This window comes from Alkalicoccobacillus gibsonii (assembly GCF_016798245.1).
Lineage (GTDB): Bacteria > Bacillota > Bacilli > Bacillales > Bacillaceae_D > Alkalicoccobacillus > Alkalicoccobacillus gibsonii.
In genome coordinates this window covers 46,221-64,107 of sequence record NZ_JAEUZA010000001.1, presented here as the reverse complement: position 1 = coordinate 64,107, position 17,887 = coordinate 46,221, and the positions used below count along the sequence as shown (strand labels likewise).

The following is a 17,887-nucleotide window of genomic DNA, read 5'->3' as shown; positions in this document are numbered from 1 at the left end:
CTACTATATATCAGCTCACTGTTTATAACGTTACTATTTTACTACTATTTACCTATTCCGGCTACTCTTTGTTTTTTGTATCAGATAGACTATGTTTTGCTAGTTCTTTGTCTAATTCGTCCTGCCAATGCATACTTTCCTGTTCATCCCACTGAAAGCGATCCTGCATATAACGAAAAATTGGATTCATCCATTTCTCCATTAGCGGGCGGTTAAAATAAAGTGCATGCGTGCGGCGTACTAAAAAGTCTAATGGTGAAACAACCATTTCTTCTTCAATCGCATACGTTAATTGAGCAAATAAAATAGGAGGTAAGCCAGATTCTGCTGCTCGTCTTCTACTCGTCCGAACTCTTGACCATATATTTGTAATATTAGAACCATATAAGATAGACAGTGCATAGGCTTCGTCATAGGTAAGTCCAAGAGCTTCCCCTTCTTCAGCCTTTGTTTTCAGGAAGTCTTCAAATCGGTCTAAACCACCGACTTGCCCTCCAGAAAGAGTGATGGAATCTGTCTGACTTCCAAAGGAACGACTATGCTCTTTCTCAATGGAATCAATGACTCGCTCTGCCACCACTCGATAGCCGGCTGTATGATGACAGTAAACCGACCTTAGCCCTGAGGATGAAATCACAATCTCTTCTGTTTTGTTGAGTTTTTGATTAGTCATACTACGTTCTGTGTCTATCCAAAACGATTCAATCTGTTTTGACATTAACGGAGTCGCTTGAAACGTATGGTTTAATGAATCCAAAAGGGTCTGAATGGCTTGTGACACACCATCTTTTGAAGAGCGGTCAACATATGCAGATCCAACGTAGATTTTTTCACCAAATGGGATGGCGTAAAGCATTTGACCATCCTTACTTTCAAAATAAATTCCTTGCTGGATAGGTAGTGACTTACGATCGATCACAACATGAAGCTTTTCGTTCGTTTTATCCACCACTTCATCAAGTGAGCGATCTTGCTCTCTCAGGTGGTTCATGTTGGAGCCAGCTGCATTCACAATATAGTTTGCAAATATTTTATGCGCTTCACCTGTTAGCTGATCGACTGCCATCACACCAACCACTTTTCCTTGCTCGTATAAAAAGGATTCTGCCTTTAAGTAATTAGCAGCAACAGCGCCTCTCGTTGTCGCAACCTTTAAGACTTCAATCGTTAACCGCGCATCATTTAATTGATACTCCGTGTATAGTCCGCCCCCTTTTAAGTTATCTGTTCGTAAGAGGGGCTCTTGCTTTTGAATCTGTTTCTTATTTAACATATGTCTTCGATCTTTTTTGTTTAATTCAACCCAACGATCGTAAATACGCAAACTTAATGAAGCTTGAATTCGACCAAATGCTCCTTTTTTATAGACTGGCATTAGCATGCTTATAGGTGAAACAAGATGCGGAGCGTTGTCTAGTATGACCGCTCTCTCTCTTCCAAGCTCAGCGAAGGCCTTTACATCGAGATGTTTAAGCTCACTTAGACCACCTTGTATTAGCTTATTCGAGCGACTCGATGATCCTCCTGAAAAATCATGTTGATCAATGATTCCTGTATTAAAACCTCTTACTCTGGCATCAAGTGCAATCCCTGCACCTGTAATTCCCCCACCAATCACCAATACTTCAAGCCCTTTTTCTTTTAGCTCTTCAATATGGTTTGCTCGATTCTCCCCTGAAAACGTTCTACTCACCGGGTCCACTCCCCCCTACATCCCTATTGCCAGTTCTATACGGAATTCAACAGGTTAATGTTTCAGCCTTGTTTCCTTTTCTTGTAGTATACATCAAACAACTCTTTCATTCTATTTTCTATATTCACCTAATTGTATTTTTTCTGCTCCAGGTTGTACATAGATGGTGTAAGGAAATTCATTTTGATATTTACCGTTTGAAACGGTTACACTTCCTTGCCACTGTCCTGATTCTTTAAATGATAGTTCTGTTTGATATAAACCATCTTCTATGTGATGCATCCAATGGTGCTCATTCATTCCTGATTGAGAGTTCAGCTCCAACTTGACCTGTTCCCCCTTAGCAGGTTCCCCTTCGCCATTTTGTAGAAATAACTGAACGGATTCTGTTTTAAATGGTCGATAGCCCTCAGCAACATGAACTACATGTATATTCCAATGCTCTTCCTTTTCCATTTTAAACATTGGATTCACAATGCTCATGTAAAAGAGAGAGCCAAAAAGAAGCACCAATCCTACTAATGGTACATACACTCTTGGTTGTAATCGTTCAATCATACAAATCCCTACCAGTCTTTTTCTTAACAGCTTCGCCTAATATGAACCGGCACAAACATATAAAAAGAAGTCGGGGACTAAACATTAAAGTAGCGAGTAAAACACGAAAGGCGAATGATTCTACAATTGAACCATTCGCCTTTTCAAAGTGATTTTTAGTTTTGTCTCAGACTCTTTGCCTTATTAAGGCTGCTTATATGAGATGTGGTAAACATCATGGCGACGGTCGCGAAGCTGATTGACACTACCGGAACGTCTGTGACGACGTAGAATTTCAAGGTCAACATCTCCCACGACCACCGTTTCAATGTTAGGATTACACTCTCCTACAATGCCATCACGTGCAAATGTGAAATCAGACGGACTAAAGATTCCAGACTGAGCATATTGAATGTCCATGTTCTCAACATCAGGAAGATTTCCGACTGTACCAGAGATAACCGTATATAGCTGATTTTCAATGGCACGTGCTTGAGAACAATAACGAACACGCAGGTAGCCTTGACGATCATCAGTACAGAACGGCGTAAAAATAATGTTCGCTCCTTTATCGACAGCAATTCGTGCTAGCTCTGGGAATTCAATATCATAACAGATTTGAATGGCAATCTTTCCGCAATCTGTATCAAATACCTTCACTTCATCTCCACCGGAAATACCCCAGAATAATCGTTCGTTTGGAGTCACATGGATCTTGTATTGCTTCTCAATCGTTCCATCTCTTCTAAAGAGGTATGAAATGTTGTAAATCTTTCCTTCCTCTTCAACGAAGTGAGAGCCTCCAACAATATTAATATTGTAACGAACTGCAAGTGTTGTGAAGAGTTCAATATAGTCCTCCGTAAATTCTGTTAAACGTCGGATGGCTCGACTCGGACTCTTCTCTGGTAAGAAGGAAAGAAGCTGCAACGTGAAGATCTCTGGGAAAATGGCAAAGTCCGAATTAAATCCAGCAGCAACATCTGTATAATATTCGCACTGTACTGCAAATTCTTCAAAGGAAGCAATCTTCTTCATTTCATATTGAATCGTTGTGATTCGAACCGGGAACGATGTCTTAAATTTACGTTTAGGAATCGTTGGTCTATAGTCAATATTATTCCACTCCATAAGCGTTGCATAACGCATGGAGGCTTTGTCATCATCTAAATAATTGGAGTTTACTCGTTTTAACGTAAATCCATTCACAACCTGGAAGGTCAGAACTGGATCATACAGATTATGCATTGTCACTTCTTCTACATACTGACGTGGTGTAAGTTCTGCCGCATGCTTCGAATAGTTTGGTATACGTCCACCAATAATTATGCTTTTAAGATTCAGCTCACGTGCCAGATCCTTACGCGCTTCATACAATCTACGACCGATCTTCATTCTACGATAGTTCGGATGAACCATTACTTCGATTCCATAGAGATTGTATCCTTCTGAATCATGGTTTGTAATATACCCTTCATCTGTAATCTCATCCCAAGTGTGCTGGTCGTCATATTCATCAAAGTTAATAATTAAACTTGAACAGGAACCGATTATTTCTCCGTCATACTCAACGCAAAATTGGCCTTCAGGAAAGATTTCAATATGGCTACGAAGCTGGTCGTATCTCCAAGGCTCCATATTTTTAAAGCATAATTTCGACATTGCTATAATATCATCGAAGTCACCCGCCTCGATGTTTCGAATAATCATCTTTTTCTCAAATTTTGAAACATCAATTTCTTTCATAATCGTCCACTCCTTCCAGATCTCAACACAGAGATTACGATAGGTAGTTTACCCTTTTTTCAAACGTTTGAATAGTATTTTCACCTAATTGTTCATAGAGTTATGATGATCAAGAAATGGAGCCTGCACATAAGACAAAACTAATTACGAAAAAGTGAACAATACATCCATACGCTTAATGAGAATCCCCTCGACTGGTCAATTAAAAACGAAGCTGAGACAAAACTAAAAATCAATTAGAAAATGGCGAATGATTCGATCGTAGAATCATTCGCCATTCGTGTTTTTTGAAAAATCGAGCGGAAGGAGAACCCGAGACTCCTGCGGAAAAACACGTGTCTGAAGACTCAGGAGTGGTGTTCTTCCACGGATGAGGCTGAAGCCGTGTCCGCGGAAAGCGAGGGTTTCTCCTGCAGCGGAATTTTTGCTATATTTCGCGTTTTACTCGCTACTTTAATGTTTTGTCCCAGCCTCGTACCAATCTGCTCATATTTTGCTTCTTAAATGCTAAGTGTTTCCTCAACAACCTGGAAAGATATGTGAATATCTATGGAGCCAACCGTTGTTTCTAGTGATAAAGTTAAATACTTTTCGGATGAATGAAAAATGGATGACCCTTCATTTGTAACTGGTGGAGTGACATCAATAATACAGTTCTCATTTGATAACTCTGTTGCAGTCGTGCCTGCGATCCAGTTTCCAAATTCCTTAACAGCACTCCAACTCATTTCATCAAGTTCCGTGATAGACATTCCACCCATCATCTTCCCTACAATCTGTAAGGCAGTGTCTTTTTTAAAGCTACATATAATCTGGCCCGCTAACTGCCCCTTTACACCAAGAATCACAGAGATTTCACTACTTGTGACGCTTCCTGTTCCAACCTTTGGTGTAAGAGAAGTTACTTCGGCTCCTAAATGTGTGGTTAAAATTCCTTTTGTTGCTCTTACAATCGCATTTACATATCTAGCGTCCATAGTTCCCCCTAGTGTTTCATTGTTTATCTTAACGTTCTACAATCCAAGACTGACAATGTTTTGTTATCTATTTATCGACTGTTGTGAATAAATTCTGAAGGATTTAAAGCATGAGAAAGTTGTTTTTTTAGAAAGCTGAGATATCGAGGAATAGAAAACGGTTACATAGACATACGTATCAATACATAATCACTTCATAACAATGTGCGTGAGAAAAAAAGGGGGAGTTATGTGAACTCTATGGTGAATTGTGTCGCTATGATCTTAGCAGGGGGTGCAGGTACAAGACTAGGTGCTTTAACAAGAAATGAATCGAAACCAGCCGTCTCTTTTGGAGGCAATCATCGCATTATTGACTACACAATTAGCAATTGCATCCATTCAGGTATCAAACATGCAGGTGTTTTAACACAGTATAAACCTGAAACCCTTCATTCTCATCTAGAGAATAGTGAGTCCTATGGACTTTCTATTGATTGCTTACCAGCAACCAATTCAACATACGAGGGAACAGCAGATGCCGTCTACAAAAATGTACAGTATCTTGAAGAACGCGAGCCAACTCATGTCCTTATTCTTTCAGGTGATCATATTTATCAGATGAATTACGAGGAACTGTTAACGTTCCACCAACAGAAGGATGCCGATGTAACGGTCGCTACATTAACGGTTCCAAAGGAAGAAGCGAGTCGCTTTGGCATTTTACGTGTTGACGACACGAATAGGGTGCTCAAATTTGAAGAGAAACCTGAGCATCCTAAAAGCCAAACCGCTTCAATGGGCATCTATCTGTTTAATTGGTCTTACTTAAAAGAATGTCTATTAGACGACTCTGTGAATCCAGCATCAAGTCATGATTTTGGCAAAGACATTCTTCCATGTCTTGTTCACGAGGCAAAGCTTTACGCATTTCCTTATGATCAATATTGGAGAGACGTAGGTACGATCCAAACTTACTGGGAGACGCAAATGGATCTTATTAAAGGGACCTCACCATTTCTTCTGACAGATCAAGAATGGCCATTGTTTACAACACCTCTCACGTCTGCCTTTACTCCAATATCTATTCAGTCAGTAAAGGAAGCAAAGGAACGAAAGATTGCTGAATCCGTTATTTCTCCTACTGCTTATATTTCAGAAGGAGTAGCGGTTTATCAGTCTGTAATTCTACCTGGTGCATCAGTTGGAAAAAACGTTTACTTACATCGAGTGATCGTGGCTGAGAATACTCATATCCCAGATCATATGTCATTCGCCTCAGACAACGAAATTATGCTCATTACTCCTTCTGTTGTACATCGACTTTCAAAGACAAAACCAGCTCACGCAATGATTAGTAACCATCTGCTCAAGAATATTAAGTAAAAGGAGTAACCCTGTATGACTGAAAACCATTTAGATATCCTCCATGTAGCAACAGAATGTACACCTTTTTTTAAAACAGGTGGGTTAGCCGATGTGATTGGCTCGCTCCCGCAGGCATTATCTATGCCTCGCGGAGCGGTTACTGTTATCCTCCCTAAGCATCAGTCACTCGCGAGTGATTGGGCCAACAAACTAAACTGGGTCACTACTCTTTCTGTCTGGGTCCGTTGGCGCGAGCAAGCCTGTCATGTCTTTGAGCTAGAACATCAAGGAATTCGCTATCTTTTCTTTGAAAATGAATACTATTTCAACCGTCCGCTCTTGTACGGTTGTCATGACGATGGAGAACGGTATGCGTTTTTTTGCCATGCCGTTTTAGAATGGATCAGTTCTAGGGAACAAAAACCGAATATCCTTCACTGTCACGATTGGCAAACGGGGTTACTCCCTGCTTATATTCGAGCTAAACAATGGAATCATCAAATTAAAACGGTATTGACCATTCACAACCTTGCCTATCAAGGACAATTTCCAGCTTCGATTTTTGAAGAATTACTTCATTTTGATGATCAAGCATTCTCCATTCTGGAAATGGATGGTCAAATCAACTATTTAAAAGCAGGGATTGCCGAGGCGGATAAAATAACAACCGTTAGCCCTACCTACTCTCTTGAAATTCAGGAACCAGCCTTTGGCTATAAGCTGGATCGCTTACTTAAAGAACGAGCGAATGATCTTATTGGAATTGTGAATGGAATTGACTTAGACGAATATAATCCACAGACAGATAAGGAGCTTATCGCCCCTTACACAAATCGGTCTAGCGCTTCAGATATTAATAAACGCAGTTTACAAGCTGAAGCTGGGTTGTCACTTTCTATTTCTACCCCGCTGCTTGCAGTCGTTTCAAGGCTTGTTCCTGAGAAAGGGATTCAACTTTTAATCGAAACCTTACATGACATGCTTGCTCATGAGCGAATGCAAGTCGTTGTTTTAGGAAATGGTTCCCCGGAACTTGAGAACGGACTGAACGATTTGCAGCATCGTTACCCAACTAAGCTCTGTTTCTTCCAAGGATTTGATGAAGGAAGAGCACGACGTATCTATGCAGGCTCCGATCTCCTTTTAATGCCTTCTTTATTTGAACCGTGTGGATTAAGTCAGCTTATCGCCTTGCGTTATGGCTGTGTACCGATTGTCAGGGAAACAGGAGGATTAAAAGATACGATTCAAGCCTATCAGCCTCACACTGGAACGGGTAATGGCTTTACTTTCTTTAACCAGACTCCTGGTGAGCTACGTTTAACCATTCAAAGGGCTCTCTCCCACTTTCACCATAAGCATCAGTGGAACAAACTAGTAGCTGGATGCGCTCGAACTGAGCTCGGATGGCGAAAATCAGCCTTAGAGTACCAGCATGTATACGACGGGCTTCGTGAGCAAAAAGGAGTGTTTGATCAAGATGACAATCAACAAAGACAGATTCAAAAAAGCCTTATCGAAGCAATTAGTTAATGCAGAACCGCGCACACCACAACATGCGCTTACCACGATTGCTTCGTTGGTCAAAGAATTTTCTGAGAACAATGAATCCAAATCACCTCAAACGAAGCAGGTATTTTATTTCTCAATGGAATTCCTCCCTGGCCGCTTTATTGAAACAAATCTTCTAAACTTAGACCTGCTTGATTCCTGCAAGGAGGTCTTAGAGTCGTTTCAATATGAGCCAACCGAGGTGTTTCAAAGTGAGCTAGACGCCGCGCTTGGTAACGGTGGTTTAGGAAGGCTCGCTGCCTGCTTCTTAGATTCACTAGCCGCACTGGGATACTCCGGTCACGGGATGGGCTTACGCTATCAATACGGGCTATTTAAGCAAAAAATTAATAACCAGCAACAGGTTGAGCTACCTGATCAATGGGTCAGTGATTCGGGCTACGCCTGGGAAGCACAAAAACCTGGCCAAGCGATTGTTGTTCGTTTTGGTGGCTCCGTACATATGAGCCAGCATAACGACCGTCTAACATTCCACCTTCACAATCCTGAAGAGATCATAGCGGTTCCTTATCAAATACCTATTTTTGGTTACAAAAATAATCAAGTAAACGACCTAACCATCTGGCGAGCCGAATCTACACCTGCTGCATCGGACAGTACATTTGAAGCCTACGCATCAACGAAACGAAAAGCTGAGGAGATTACTGAATTTCTGTATCCAGATGATTCTCATTATGATGGTAAGGTTCTAAGATTACGCCAACAGTACTTTCTTGTGTCCGCGGGTATTCAATCTATTTTATTTGATTACCTACAAAGTGGAGGTACACTTCAGGAGATCCCCTCCAAGCTTGCTATTCAAATAAACGATACACACCCTACTCTAATCATCCCGGAGTTCATGAGATTACTAGTAGATGAGCATGACCTCTCATGGGAAGAAGCTTGGAGCATCGTGTTGTCGACTGTGTCCTACACAAATCATACGTTGATGAATGAAGCATTAGAGAAGTGGCCTGTGTTCCTAGTGAAAGAGCAGCTCCCACGCATTTTTTTAATTATTGAAGAGATCAATCGAAGACATTGCCTAGATGTTGAATATCGGGGGCTTGAGGAATGGGAAAGTCTTAATGACCTTTCCATTATCACAGATGATGTGATTCATATGGCAAGACTCGCTGTGATAGGGAGTCACACGATTAACGGTGTAGCAAAACTGCACTCAACCATTTTGAAAGACGAACTTTTGAAATCGTTTTCGATTCGATTTCCCGAGAGATTTACAAATAAAACAAACGGAATTAGTCACAGACAGTGGCTCCTAAATGCAAATCCTTTGTTAACGAATTTTATTACCAGATTAATTGGGGAGTCGTGGAAAGAAAAGCCGGATGATCTCACAAAATTACTAAAGTACACAGATGATGATGCCGTTCTTGATGAGCTTCACGCTATTAAACAACAAAATAAACAAAGGCTAGCCAATAAAATCTTTGATAAAACAGGACATCAAATAATGGAACATTCAATTTTTGATGTGCACATCAAAAGACTACATGGCTACAAACGTCAGCTATTAAATTTGTTACATGTCATGTATCTTTGGGACCTGTGTCACGATAAGCCGGATTCTATCAAAGTACCACGGACCTTTATCTTTGGAGCAAAAGCTGCCCCTGGCTATCTTTATGCTAAACGAATCATTTCTTTAATTACATCAGTGGCAAGTCAGATCAATGAAGATTCTTTAACAAAAGGTAAAATTCAAGTTCTTTTTCTCCCGAATTATAACGTCTCACAGGCGGAGCTTATTATTCCTGCTGCAGATGTAAGCGAACAAATATCAACGGCTTCAAAGGAAGCGTCTGGCACTGGAAATATGAAGATGATGATGAACGGGGCATTAACGATTGGTACGATGGACGGGGCAAACATTGAAATGACTGATTTAGTTTCTACAGATCATTTCTTTGATTTTGGTCTTCGAGCTCAAGAGGTTTTGGCCTATGAACAGAATGGTCAATACGATCCTCGTGAGGTATTCCATCAGGATCGCAGGCTGCAAAAGGTCCTGCATCGACTAGTAAACGGTTCACTTAAAGGCGATCAAGTTGCGTTTCAAGACATCTATTATTCATTAGTTGAAAATGGAGATGAGTATTTCCTTTTAAAAGACTTTGGAAGCTATGTGCAAGCACAAAACCAGGTACAGGAGCTATACCTCACCCCACGTACCTGGCAGAAAAAATGCTTAATTAATATTAGTCACTCTGGTTACTTTTCAAGTGACCGAACCATTGCTGAGTATGCAAAAGAGATTTGGCATTTATAAGCGTTTGAACTCTTTACGAACAGCTAAGGCTAGGTCAGGGTAATCCGTAAAAATCCCTTCACATCCCCATGTAAAGAATTGGTTCATTTGATCCACAGTATTTACGGTATACGGTCTGAGATGATAGCCTTTCTCTTGTAGCTCAGCAACCTCATCCATTAACAAAGTTGAAGCCTTAAAATGAATCCCTTCGACACCTAGCGTTACTAAATATTCACTTGGATTCATCATTGCTTGATGGATTAAAGCCGCTGACTCAATATGCGGCTTTTTCTGCTTCGCAGCGTATAGTGCCTTATGATCAAATGAGGAGAGGATCGTCCGCTCTTCTACACCATATTTCGCAAGTAAAGGTAAAATAAGCTGCGGTATTTCCCCTCGATCCTTTAATTCTGTCTTCAATTCAACATTCAAATAGACTGAATGAGGCTCGACCCAGTGAAGAAATTCCTCAAAGGTAGGAATACGCTCCGACGAATCCTCTTTCATCCGAAGTTTTTGAAGCTCCGCTAGAGAGAAATCACAGACAAATCCTTTCCCATCAGTCATACGGTTCACAGTTCGATCATGAATGATAACGGGGACATGATCCTGGGTGAATTGAACATCCAATTCAATTCCGTCTGCGCCTGCTTTTACAGCCTCTTTAAAAGCGGTCATCGTGTTTTCAGGATAATTCCCGGAAAAGCCTCTATGAGCAAAAATCTTTGTTTGTACCATGGAACCTCCTACTTATTGAATGCTACGGTAAAGCTACCCTTTTCCTCTTCGCCCCAAAAAAGGGTAAACACATCGCCATCTGAAATTGGACCAACACCTTCTGGAGTGCCCGTGAAAATAACGTCTCCTTCAACTAGACCAAATGCCTGCTCACACTCATCTACTAGCTGTTGAAAGTTAAACAGCATTTGTGTGCTATTTCCGTACTGAACAGTTTCCCCATTTTTTTTAAGAGTGAATGTTGTGTGCTCAATGTCTTCAACAGATGAAAACGACCAAAATGGCGTGAGGATGGCTGAATTGCGGAATCCCTTTGCTCGCTCCCAAGGGTGACCTTTTTTCTTAAGTGTTGATTGTAGGTCACGTAACGTCAAGTCAATTCCTAGCGCCATCTCAACTACTCGATCATTGACAGACTGTGCATCTGATGACTTGCCTATCTTCAAAACAATTTCTAATTCATGGTGTATGTCTCCCTGATCACTCGGGTAGTTTAACGTCTGTCCATCTGCTGTGGCAAGAGCATTGGTTGGTTTTGTAAAAAGGATCGGCGTGTCTGGTACTTCATTACCTAACTCCTTTGCATGCTCCGCATAATTACGTCCAACACAAAAAATATTTTGCACATCTTGTAATGTCATCATTCTCTCTCCCTTTGATCAAATTTTAAAATACGTTAAGCTTCTCAATCCGTTTAATGGCTTCTCTCAGCTCTTCTTCTTCACAAAGCAATCCAAGTCTTACAAAGCCTTCACCGTGTTCACCAAATCCATTTCCAGGTGCAACGACCACTCTTGCTTCATATAGTAGAAGATCAGCAAAGGCTTCAGAGGAATAGCCATCTGGGACAGGGAACCATGCAAAGAATGATCCAGCAGGTGCTTGACCATTCCATCCAATTCGCGACGCTTCTTCCACTAACACGTTTCGCCTGGACTCATACGTTTTCACTAACTCACTTACGCATGTCTGATCCGCCGTTAGTGCATGCGCTGCAGCCTCTTGAATCCCTCCAAATAAACTACAATAGTAGTGATCTTGAATTAAGTTAATAGCCGCAATGATTTCTTTATTCCCTACGGCAAATCCAACTCTCCAGCCAGCCATATTGTACGTTTTAGAGAGTGTCATCATCTCAATCCCTATATCCTTCGCGCCAGGTGTTTCAAGAAAGCTTATCGGTCGTTCTCCATCAAATCCGATGGCTCCATATGCGTAATCGTGAACAATATGAATGGAGTGTTCCTGACCAAGCCCTACCACTTGTTGAAAGAACTCCTCACTTGCAACGGCACCTGTCGGGTTATTTGGATAATTTAAAAACACCAGCTTCGCGTTTGTTAAGATATCCTTTGAGATCTTTTGGAAATCAGGCAAAAAATCATTTTCAGGTAAAAGTGGCATCCCTACCATCTCTGCCCCTGCTAGCGCAATACCTGACCAATAATCTGGATAGCCTGGATCTGGCACAAGTGCTGTATCCCCTGGATTCAACAAGCATTGACTCACTTCAACTAGTCCTGTTTTTGTCCCGGACATAATTGCTACTTCTGTCTCAGGATCGATGGTCACATTGCATTCACGTAAGTAATAATCAGCGACCGCTTGTTTCAAAAAAGGGAACCCTGAAAACGGAGCATACTTGTGATAAAGAGGATTTGAAGATGCATCCTTCATTTTTTCAATGATGTGCGCGGGTGTTGGTTGATCTGGATTCCCCTGACCTAAATTAATGACATCATCATGGTTCTGTTTTACGTCAATTGTCTTACGAACTAATTCAGCAAAAAATTGATCTGGTAATCGTTTGAGCGCATCACTTTTCATCGTATGTACAGATTCCCCTATCCCCAAGTATTTTCTTCTCTTTATAAATCAGTTAAAAACCCTTGTCTCTTTAAAAATTCGTTCATGTGCGGCCGATTAGGCTTACCCATATAGTTCGCCATTTGTTCAGACCATGTTTGCTGTTTCGCATTTGTCTGGCGAGAGCCATAATACGTGTGCATCGTATCATTGTATTCCGTTAAAGCTTGATCAACGACTTCCACATCATACTGTTCGGTAAAAACAGATGCTTGTTTTGGCAATCTAGGCTTCTGTGCAATGTCTTGGTCCGGATAGCCTAAGCATAACCCCATCACAGGGAATGTGGCTTTAGGAAGCTTTAATAGAGAGGCTACCTCTACAGGATTATTGCGAATCCCTCCGATCATCACTCCTCCTAAACCGATGGACTCTGCTGCCGTTAATAGATTTTGAGCTACGAGCGCCGCATCTACTGCACCAACAAGCAGTTGCTCTGCCCCTCCAATTTCAAGAGACTGTTCATGTCGCTTGGTTGCTTCACCGATCCGATGATAGTCCGCACAAATCACTAAAAAAACAGGACAATCTGCAACCCATTGCTGTCCGCCGGTTAATGTTTTTAGTGTTTCTTTTTTCTCTTGATTGCGAATAACAATGATACTGTACGCTTGAACATGGTGAGAGCTCGGTGCCCATCTAGCTGTATCAGTGAGCATTTCCACTTGTTCAGTGCTTACATCCTGATTTGTAAATTTGCGAATAGAACGGTGAGCGCCCATTGTTTGAATCACTTGATTTGTCATCTTAATCATCCTCTTTCATGAAATATTCTAACTCTTTATCTTGTAGATAATCATCACACATTTGGATGATTTTGGTGTAAACTTGAATTTGGTGGTTTCTACCCTCTACTTTATCATGTCAAAGTAAAGATCGAAACCGTGAGCACTTTATTTATATATAGAAAAGAGGAGTTGAAGAAATGAGTCAACGTTCCAACCCGACCTTAGAAGGGGATCGGATCATTACGCTCGATATGCTACGAGGGTTTGCTTTACTTGGAATTATTTTGGCAAACAGCCTTCATTTTCAATACGGCTTAATGTATGAATCGAGTCTGTTTAATCAGTATCCTAATGGAGGAATCGACAAATTTGCTGAGAGCGTAATATTTATTTTTGTTCAAGCGAGTTTTTATCCATTATTCTCATTTTTATTTGGATACGGAATGGCATTACAAAAGCACCGATTACTAGAGAAGGGATTAAATTTCAACGGTGTGTTTTGGCGCCGTACTATTCTTTTAGGAATTTTCGGTTACTTACATGCTATTTATTTGTGGAATGGAGATATCTTACTTCCATATGCACTTGCTTCTGTTTTATTATTCTTCGCTCTTATGATGCCTGCAAGAGGACTTGTAATAACTGGGTTAATTATGGTGGGACTTCTTGGTTCGTGCGCTTTAGTACCGGATTCTCTCTACGAATTTGGTATGGAGAATTATACCGAAGAACAAATAAGAGAGATGAATCCTGCGATTGAATTCAATGAAAATGAATTTGATGTTTTAGAGAACGGCTCTTATTCTGAAGTCGTCGAATTTAGACAAACTGAAAACCCAGTATTCCCTGGAATCTTAGGAACGATTATGTTTACAGCGACTCAAGCCATTGGTGTAATTGGTCTGATATTACTCGGTGCATATATTATGAGAAAAGGTTGGATAAAAGACCCTATTACTCACAAACGCAAGTGGAAAACCATGTTATGGATTGGACTTCTCGTTGCCCTTTTAACAAAAACTCCTGTAATATTTGCAACAGAAAGCATGCAATTAGGTAAATTACAATCACTATTTGGTGGTCCCTTCCTTACGATGTTTTTCGTATCTGCTTTTGTATTAGCTGCTACAACGGATAGAGGAAGGAAAATCCTTCAACCTCTCTCTTACGCAGGTCGTATGGCTTTTACCAATTATTTATTTCAATCACTTATTATGACTACCATTTTCTATAACTATGGTTTCGGATTATTTAATTCCGTCGGTGTCTTTGTAGGTGCGCTTATTGCCATCGCCGTCTTTATCGTTCAGCTTATTTTAAGTAAAGTTTGGTTAACTTTCTTTAGAATGGGCCCACTTGAATGGCTCTGGCGTGCTGGCACGTATCTGCAGCTACCAAAACTTAAAAAGTAATAAAAAAAAACAGGATGCAAGATGCGTCCTGTTTTTCTAAATATAGGAAGGGTTACGTTGTGACAAAATCTCCACCATTTACATGGATGGTCTGTCCAGTCATATACGAAGATTCATGAGAAGCAAGAAGAACATATACTCCAACATGTTCAACCGGCTGACCTGGACGACCCATAGGATTGCTTTGACCAAATTCAGCTACCACATCTTCCTCAAATGATGCTGGAATTAATGGTGTCCAAATTGGACCCGGTGCTACGCCGTTTACACGAATATTTTCTTTTACTAGTGATTGCGACATGGAACGGGTAAACGCGTTGATCGCCCCTTTTGTACTCGTGTAATCAATTAACTGTGGATTTCCACGGTACGGATTAATAGAAGACGTGTTAATAATCGAGCTTCCTGGTTTTAGATAATCAAGTGCTGCTTTTGTAAAATACACATATGAATAGAAGTTTGTTGCAAATGTGCGTTGAAGCTGTTCAGCAGAAAGCTCCTTTAAGCTATTTACAGGATGTTGCTCAGCTGCGTTATTGACAAGAATATCTAAACCACCTAGCTCATTAACCGTACGTTGCACGGATTCAATACAGAACGTTTCGTCAGCTACATCCCCAGAAATGGTAATGCACTTAACCCCTTCCTGTTCTACTCGTTGCTTTGTTGCTTCTGCATCCTCGTGTTCATCCAAGTATACGATGGCTACATGAGCGCCTTCTTTCGCATAACCAACTGCAACAGCACGACCTATACCTGAGTCTCCTCCAGTAATGAGAGCGACTTTATCCTTTAACTTACCTGATCCTTGGTAATCCTCATATTCATAGATCGGAAGAGGGTTCATCTCATGTTCATTACCTGGCTGCTTCTCTTGTTTCTGTTTCGGAATTCCATTTGTTAACTGTTCATTTATATTCATTGTTACAGGCCTCCAATAATTTAACTCTAGTTATTGGGTACCCACATTAAAGTCTACGTTAAACATAAAAAAAGAGAAGAAGGATAACCCTCTTCTACCAGCTCGCTTTTTTCACGCCAGGAATTTGACCTTGATGAGCCATTTCACGGAACTTGATTCGCGATAATTTAAACTTGCGAATGACCCCACGCGGTCGTCCTGTCACTTCACAACGAGTCGTTAATCTTGTTGGCGCTGAGTCGCGAGGTAGCTTTCTTAGGGCTGCATAATCTCCTTTTGCTTTTAGCTCCTTGCGTAACTCGGCATATCTAGCAACAAGCTCCTGTCTTTTCCGTTCTTTTGCGATTTTAGATTTCTTTGCCATGATTCATTCCTCCAATTATGTGGTTTGTTCAGCTCTTGATACTTGCCACGGATATGGATCCACAAATTGACTCCAATCCTGGTTCATTTCTTCATCTGTTAAAAGACAACCATCCAATTCACGAGTGATCCGTTCTTTATCTAGTTCAATTCCAATAAAGACTACTTCTGTTTTCCGGTCTCCCCATTTCTCGTCCCAATCAGAAAGAGTATCTGGATTCATTTGTTTATAGTAGACCTGTTCAGCTTTAGGCAAGGAAGCTACCCAGTAGGCAACAGGCTCAAGTGTTGCTTGCGGACCAGCTTGTGAGAGCATAAGTGCAAGATCATTCCGAGTTGCGCACCAAACCGTACCTTTTGCACGAATTACTTCTTTAGGAAAATAATCAGACCATGCTTCAAATCGTTCAGAATGAAATGGACGTCTACGCTTATACACAAACGAACCAATTCCATATTCCTCTGTTTCGGGTGTATGCTCTTCCGCCTCAAGCTCCTTGATCCAACCAACTTCAGTGCTCGCAGATTCAAAGTTAAACAGTCCTGTGTTTAAAATTTGCTTCGGATCAACGACACCATAATTTGTTTCAATTATACGAGCTTCAGGTTGAAGTTTTTTTAGTACCCCTTTTAAGAGGTTCAATTGCTTCTGCTCAAGCATGTCTGTTTTATTTAGAATAAGGACATCACAGAACTCAATTTGATCGATAAGTAAATCAACAATATCTCGATCATCAGCTTCACTTATCGCTTGTTTGCGATCAAGCAAGGACTCGCCCGAATGAAAATCGTGCCAAAACCGATTCGCATCCACAACCGTCACCATCGTATCTAGATGGCAATACTCTCCAAGGTTAATTCCCGTCTCCTCATCAATATAAGAGAACGTTTGTGCAACAGGCACCGGCTCTGAAATTCCAGTTGACTCAATTAAAATATGATCAATGTTTCCTTGCTTCGCTAAACGCTCAACCTCAATTAACAAATCCTCTCTCAACGTGCAGCATATGCAGCCATTTGACATCTCAACCAGCTTCTCCTCCGTACGATTAAAGCCACCCTGTTCAATCAAATCAGCATCCACATTGATCTCACTCATATCATTTACAATGACTGCAACCCGAAGTCCCTCTCTGTTCGATAACACATGGTTCATCAAAGTTGTCTTTCCCGCACCTAAGTATCCACTCAACACAGTAACAGGTATCGTTGACACAAGCATTCCCCCTCTCACAATCTCAAATCGTAACAATTACGAATTATACACCCGGATTATTAAGATGTAAAGCGTAATTATTACGATTTAATCCTTTGACGAATTCTGTGAGGATAAATTTCCGATAAATCATTGCGCTCTTAATCGATTCTTTCAGCCTCTTTGTTGATTTCATCCTCTCTTTGTTGATTCCGCCTTCTCTTCGTCGATTTCATCCTCTCTTCGTCGATTCCGCCTTCCCTTCGTCGATTCCATCCTCTCTTTGTTGATTCCGTCCTCTCATTGTTGATTCCGTCCTCTCTTCGTCGATTCCGTCCTCTCTTCGTCGATTCCGTCCTCTCTTCGTCGATTCCACCTTCTCTTCGTCGATTCCAACCCCTCTTTGTTGATTCCGTCCTCCCTTCGTCGATTCCGCCTTCTCTTCGTCGATTCAGCCCTCTCTTCGTCGATTCCAACCCCTCTTTGTTGATTCCGTCCTCCCTTCGTCGATTCCGCCTTCTCTTCGTCGATTCAGCC

16 protein-coding genes are annotated in these 17,887 nt (G+C 41.1%); 4 read left to right on the top strand and 12 right to left on the bottom strand.

Annotated elements, in window-relative coordinates; translation table 11 throughout:
- Nucleotides 1-61: 61 nt before the first annotated feature.
- The 4 genes from JNO66_RS00350 to JNO66_RS00335 all read right to left on the bottom strand — a co-directional run bounded on the left by JNO66_RS00350 (nucleotide 62) and on the right by JNO66_RS00335 (nucleotide 4,953).
- Complete coding sequence (locus tag JNO66_RS00350) at nucleotides 62-1,693, bottom strand: glycerol-3-phosphate dehydrogenase/oxidase (protein ID WP_203086231.1); 1,632 nt, start codon at nucleotides 1,691-1,693, stop codon at nucleotides 62-64.
- A 111-nt stretch (nucleotides 1,694-1,804) separates the two neighbouring features.
- On the bottom strand, nucleotides 1,805-2,251 hold the full coding sequence (locus tag JNO66_RS00345; protein WP_203086230.1) for a FixH family protein: 447 nt from the start codon (nucleotides 2,249-2,251) through the stop codon (nucleotides 1,805-1,807).
- 183 nt (nucleotides 2,252-2,434) lie between these two features.
- Nucleotides 2,435-3,976, bottom strand: a complete 1,542-nt coding sequence (locus tag JNO66_RS00340; protein WP_210340733.1) for a GNAT family N-acetyltransferase — start codon at nucleotides 3,974-3,976, stop codon at nucleotides 2,435-2,437.
- A 500-nt stretch (nucleotides 3,977-4,476) separates the two neighbouring features.
- On the bottom strand, nucleotides 4,477-4,953 hold the full coding sequence (locus JNO66_RS00335; RefSeq protein WP_203086229.1) for a chemotaxis protein CheX: 477 nt from the start codon (nucleotides 4,951-4,953) through the stop codon (nucleotides 4,477-4,479).
- A gap of 258 nt (nucleotides 4,954-5,211) precedes the next feature.
- Between JNO66_RS00335 and JNO66_RS00330 the strand changes: the two genes are divergently transcribed.
- The 3 genes from JNO66_RS00330 to JNO66_RS00320 are packed head-to-tail and all read left to right on the top strand — an operon-like array spanning nucleotide 5,212 to nucleotide 10,144.
- Nucleotides 5,212-6,318, top strand: a complete 1,107-nt coding sequence (locus JNO66_RS00330) for a sugar phosphate nucleotidyltransferase (RefSeq protein WP_210340732.1) — start codon at nucleotides 5,212-5,214, stop codon at nucleotides 6,316-6,318.
- Between the two features lie 15 nt (nucleotides 6,319-6,333).
- Nucleotides 6,334-7,833, top strand: a complete 1,500-nt coding sequence (locus tag JNO66_RS00325; protein ID WP_203086227.1) for a glycogen synthase — start codon at nucleotides 6,334-6,336, stop codon at nucleotides 7,831-7,833.
- The gene (locus tag JNO66_RS00320; RefSeq protein WP_203086226.1) at nucleotides 7,781-10,144 is read left to right on the top strand and encodes a glycogen/starch/alpha-glucan phosphorylase; all 2,364 of its coding nucleotides are present in this window, start codon (nucleotides 7,781-7,783) and stop codon (nucleotides 10,142-10,144) included. The genes JNO66_RS00325 and JNO66_RS00320 overlap by 53 nt, the downstream gene beginning before the upstream one ends.
- On the opposite strand, the gene JNO66_RS00315 is transcribed toward JNO66_RS00320, so the two are convergent.
- The 4 genes from JNO66_RS00315 to nfsA are packed head-to-tail and all read right to left on the bottom strand — an operon-like array spanning nucleotide 10,139 to nucleotide 13,476.
- On the bottom strand, nucleotides 10,139-10,864 hold the full coding sequence (locus tag JNO66_RS00315; protein ID WP_203086225.1) for a glycerophosphodiester phosphodiesterase: 726 nt from the start codon (nucleotides 10,862-10,864) through the stop codon (nucleotides 10,139-10,141). The two genes, JNO66_RS00320 and JNO66_RS00315, sit on opposite strands and share 6 nt — an antisense overlap.
- A gap of 8 nt (nucleotides 10,865-10,872) precedes the next feature.
- Nucleotides 10,873-11,505, bottom strand: coding sequence for a fumarylacetoacetate hydrolase family protein (locus JNO66_RS00310; protein WP_203086224.1), 633 nt, complete (start codon nucleotides 11,503-11,505; stop codon nucleotides 10,873-10,875).
- A gap of 25 nt (nucleotides 11,506-11,530) precedes the next feature.
- The gene (locus tag JNO66_RS00305) at nucleotides 11,531-12,691 is read right to left on the bottom strand and encodes a pyridoxal phosphate-dependent aminotransferase (RefSeq protein ID WP_203087451.1); all 1,161 of its coding nucleotides are present in this window, start codon (nucleotides 12,689-12,691) and stop codon (nucleotides 11,531-11,533) included.
- Nucleotides 12,692-12,732: 41 nt separating this feature from the next.
- Entirely contained in the window at nucleotides 12,733-13,476 is a 744-nt protein-coding gene (nfsA, locus tag JNO66_RS00300) for an oxygen-insensitive NADPH nitroreductase (protein WP_203086223.1), read from the bottom strand.
- Between the two features lie 179 nt (nucleotides 13,477-13,655).
- Here nfsA and JNO66_RS00295 point away from each other — a divergent pair, with 179 nt between their 5' ends.
- Nucleotides 13,656-14,870: a DUF418 domain-containing protein gene (locus JNO66_RS00295; RefSeq protein WP_203086222.1), complete on the top strand. Its 1,215-nt coding sequence runs from the start codon at nucleotides 13,656-13,658 to the stop codon at nucleotides 14,868-14,870.
- A gap of 52 nt (nucleotides 14,871-14,922) precedes the next feature.
- On the opposite strand, the gene JNO66_RS00290 is transcribed toward JNO66_RS00295, so the two are convergent.
- The 4 genes from JNO66_RS00290 to JNO66_RS00275 form a co-directional block, all read right to left on the bottom strand.
- Nucleotides 14,923-15,792 carry an SDR family oxidoreductase gene (locus tag JNO66_RS00290; protein WP_203086221.1) on the bottom strand — a complete coding sequence of 290 codons (870 nt, stop codon included), beginning with the start codon at nucleotides 15,790-15,792 and terminating at the stop codon, nucleotides 14,923-14,925.
- Between the two features lie 94 nt (nucleotides 15,793-15,886).
- The gene (gene rpsN, locus JNO66_RS00285; protein WP_203086220.1) at nucleotides 15,887-16,156 is read right to left on the bottom strand and encodes a 30S ribosomal protein S14; all 270 of its coding nucleotides are present in this window, start codon (nucleotides 16,154-16,156) and stop codon (nucleotides 15,887-15,889) included.
- 15 nt (nucleotides 16,157-16,171) lie between these two features.
- A complete protein-coding gene (locus JNO66_RS00280; protein ID WP_203086219.1) occupies nucleotides 16,172-17,371 on the bottom strand; it encodes a GTP-binding protein in 1,200 nt (399 codons plus the stop codon).
- A gap of 140 nt (nucleotides 17,372-17,511) precedes the next feature.
- The coding region (locus JNO66_RS00275) for a hypothetical protein (RefSeq protein WP_203086218.1) at nucleotides 17,512-17,887 on the bottom strand (376 nt) is incomplete at its 5' end.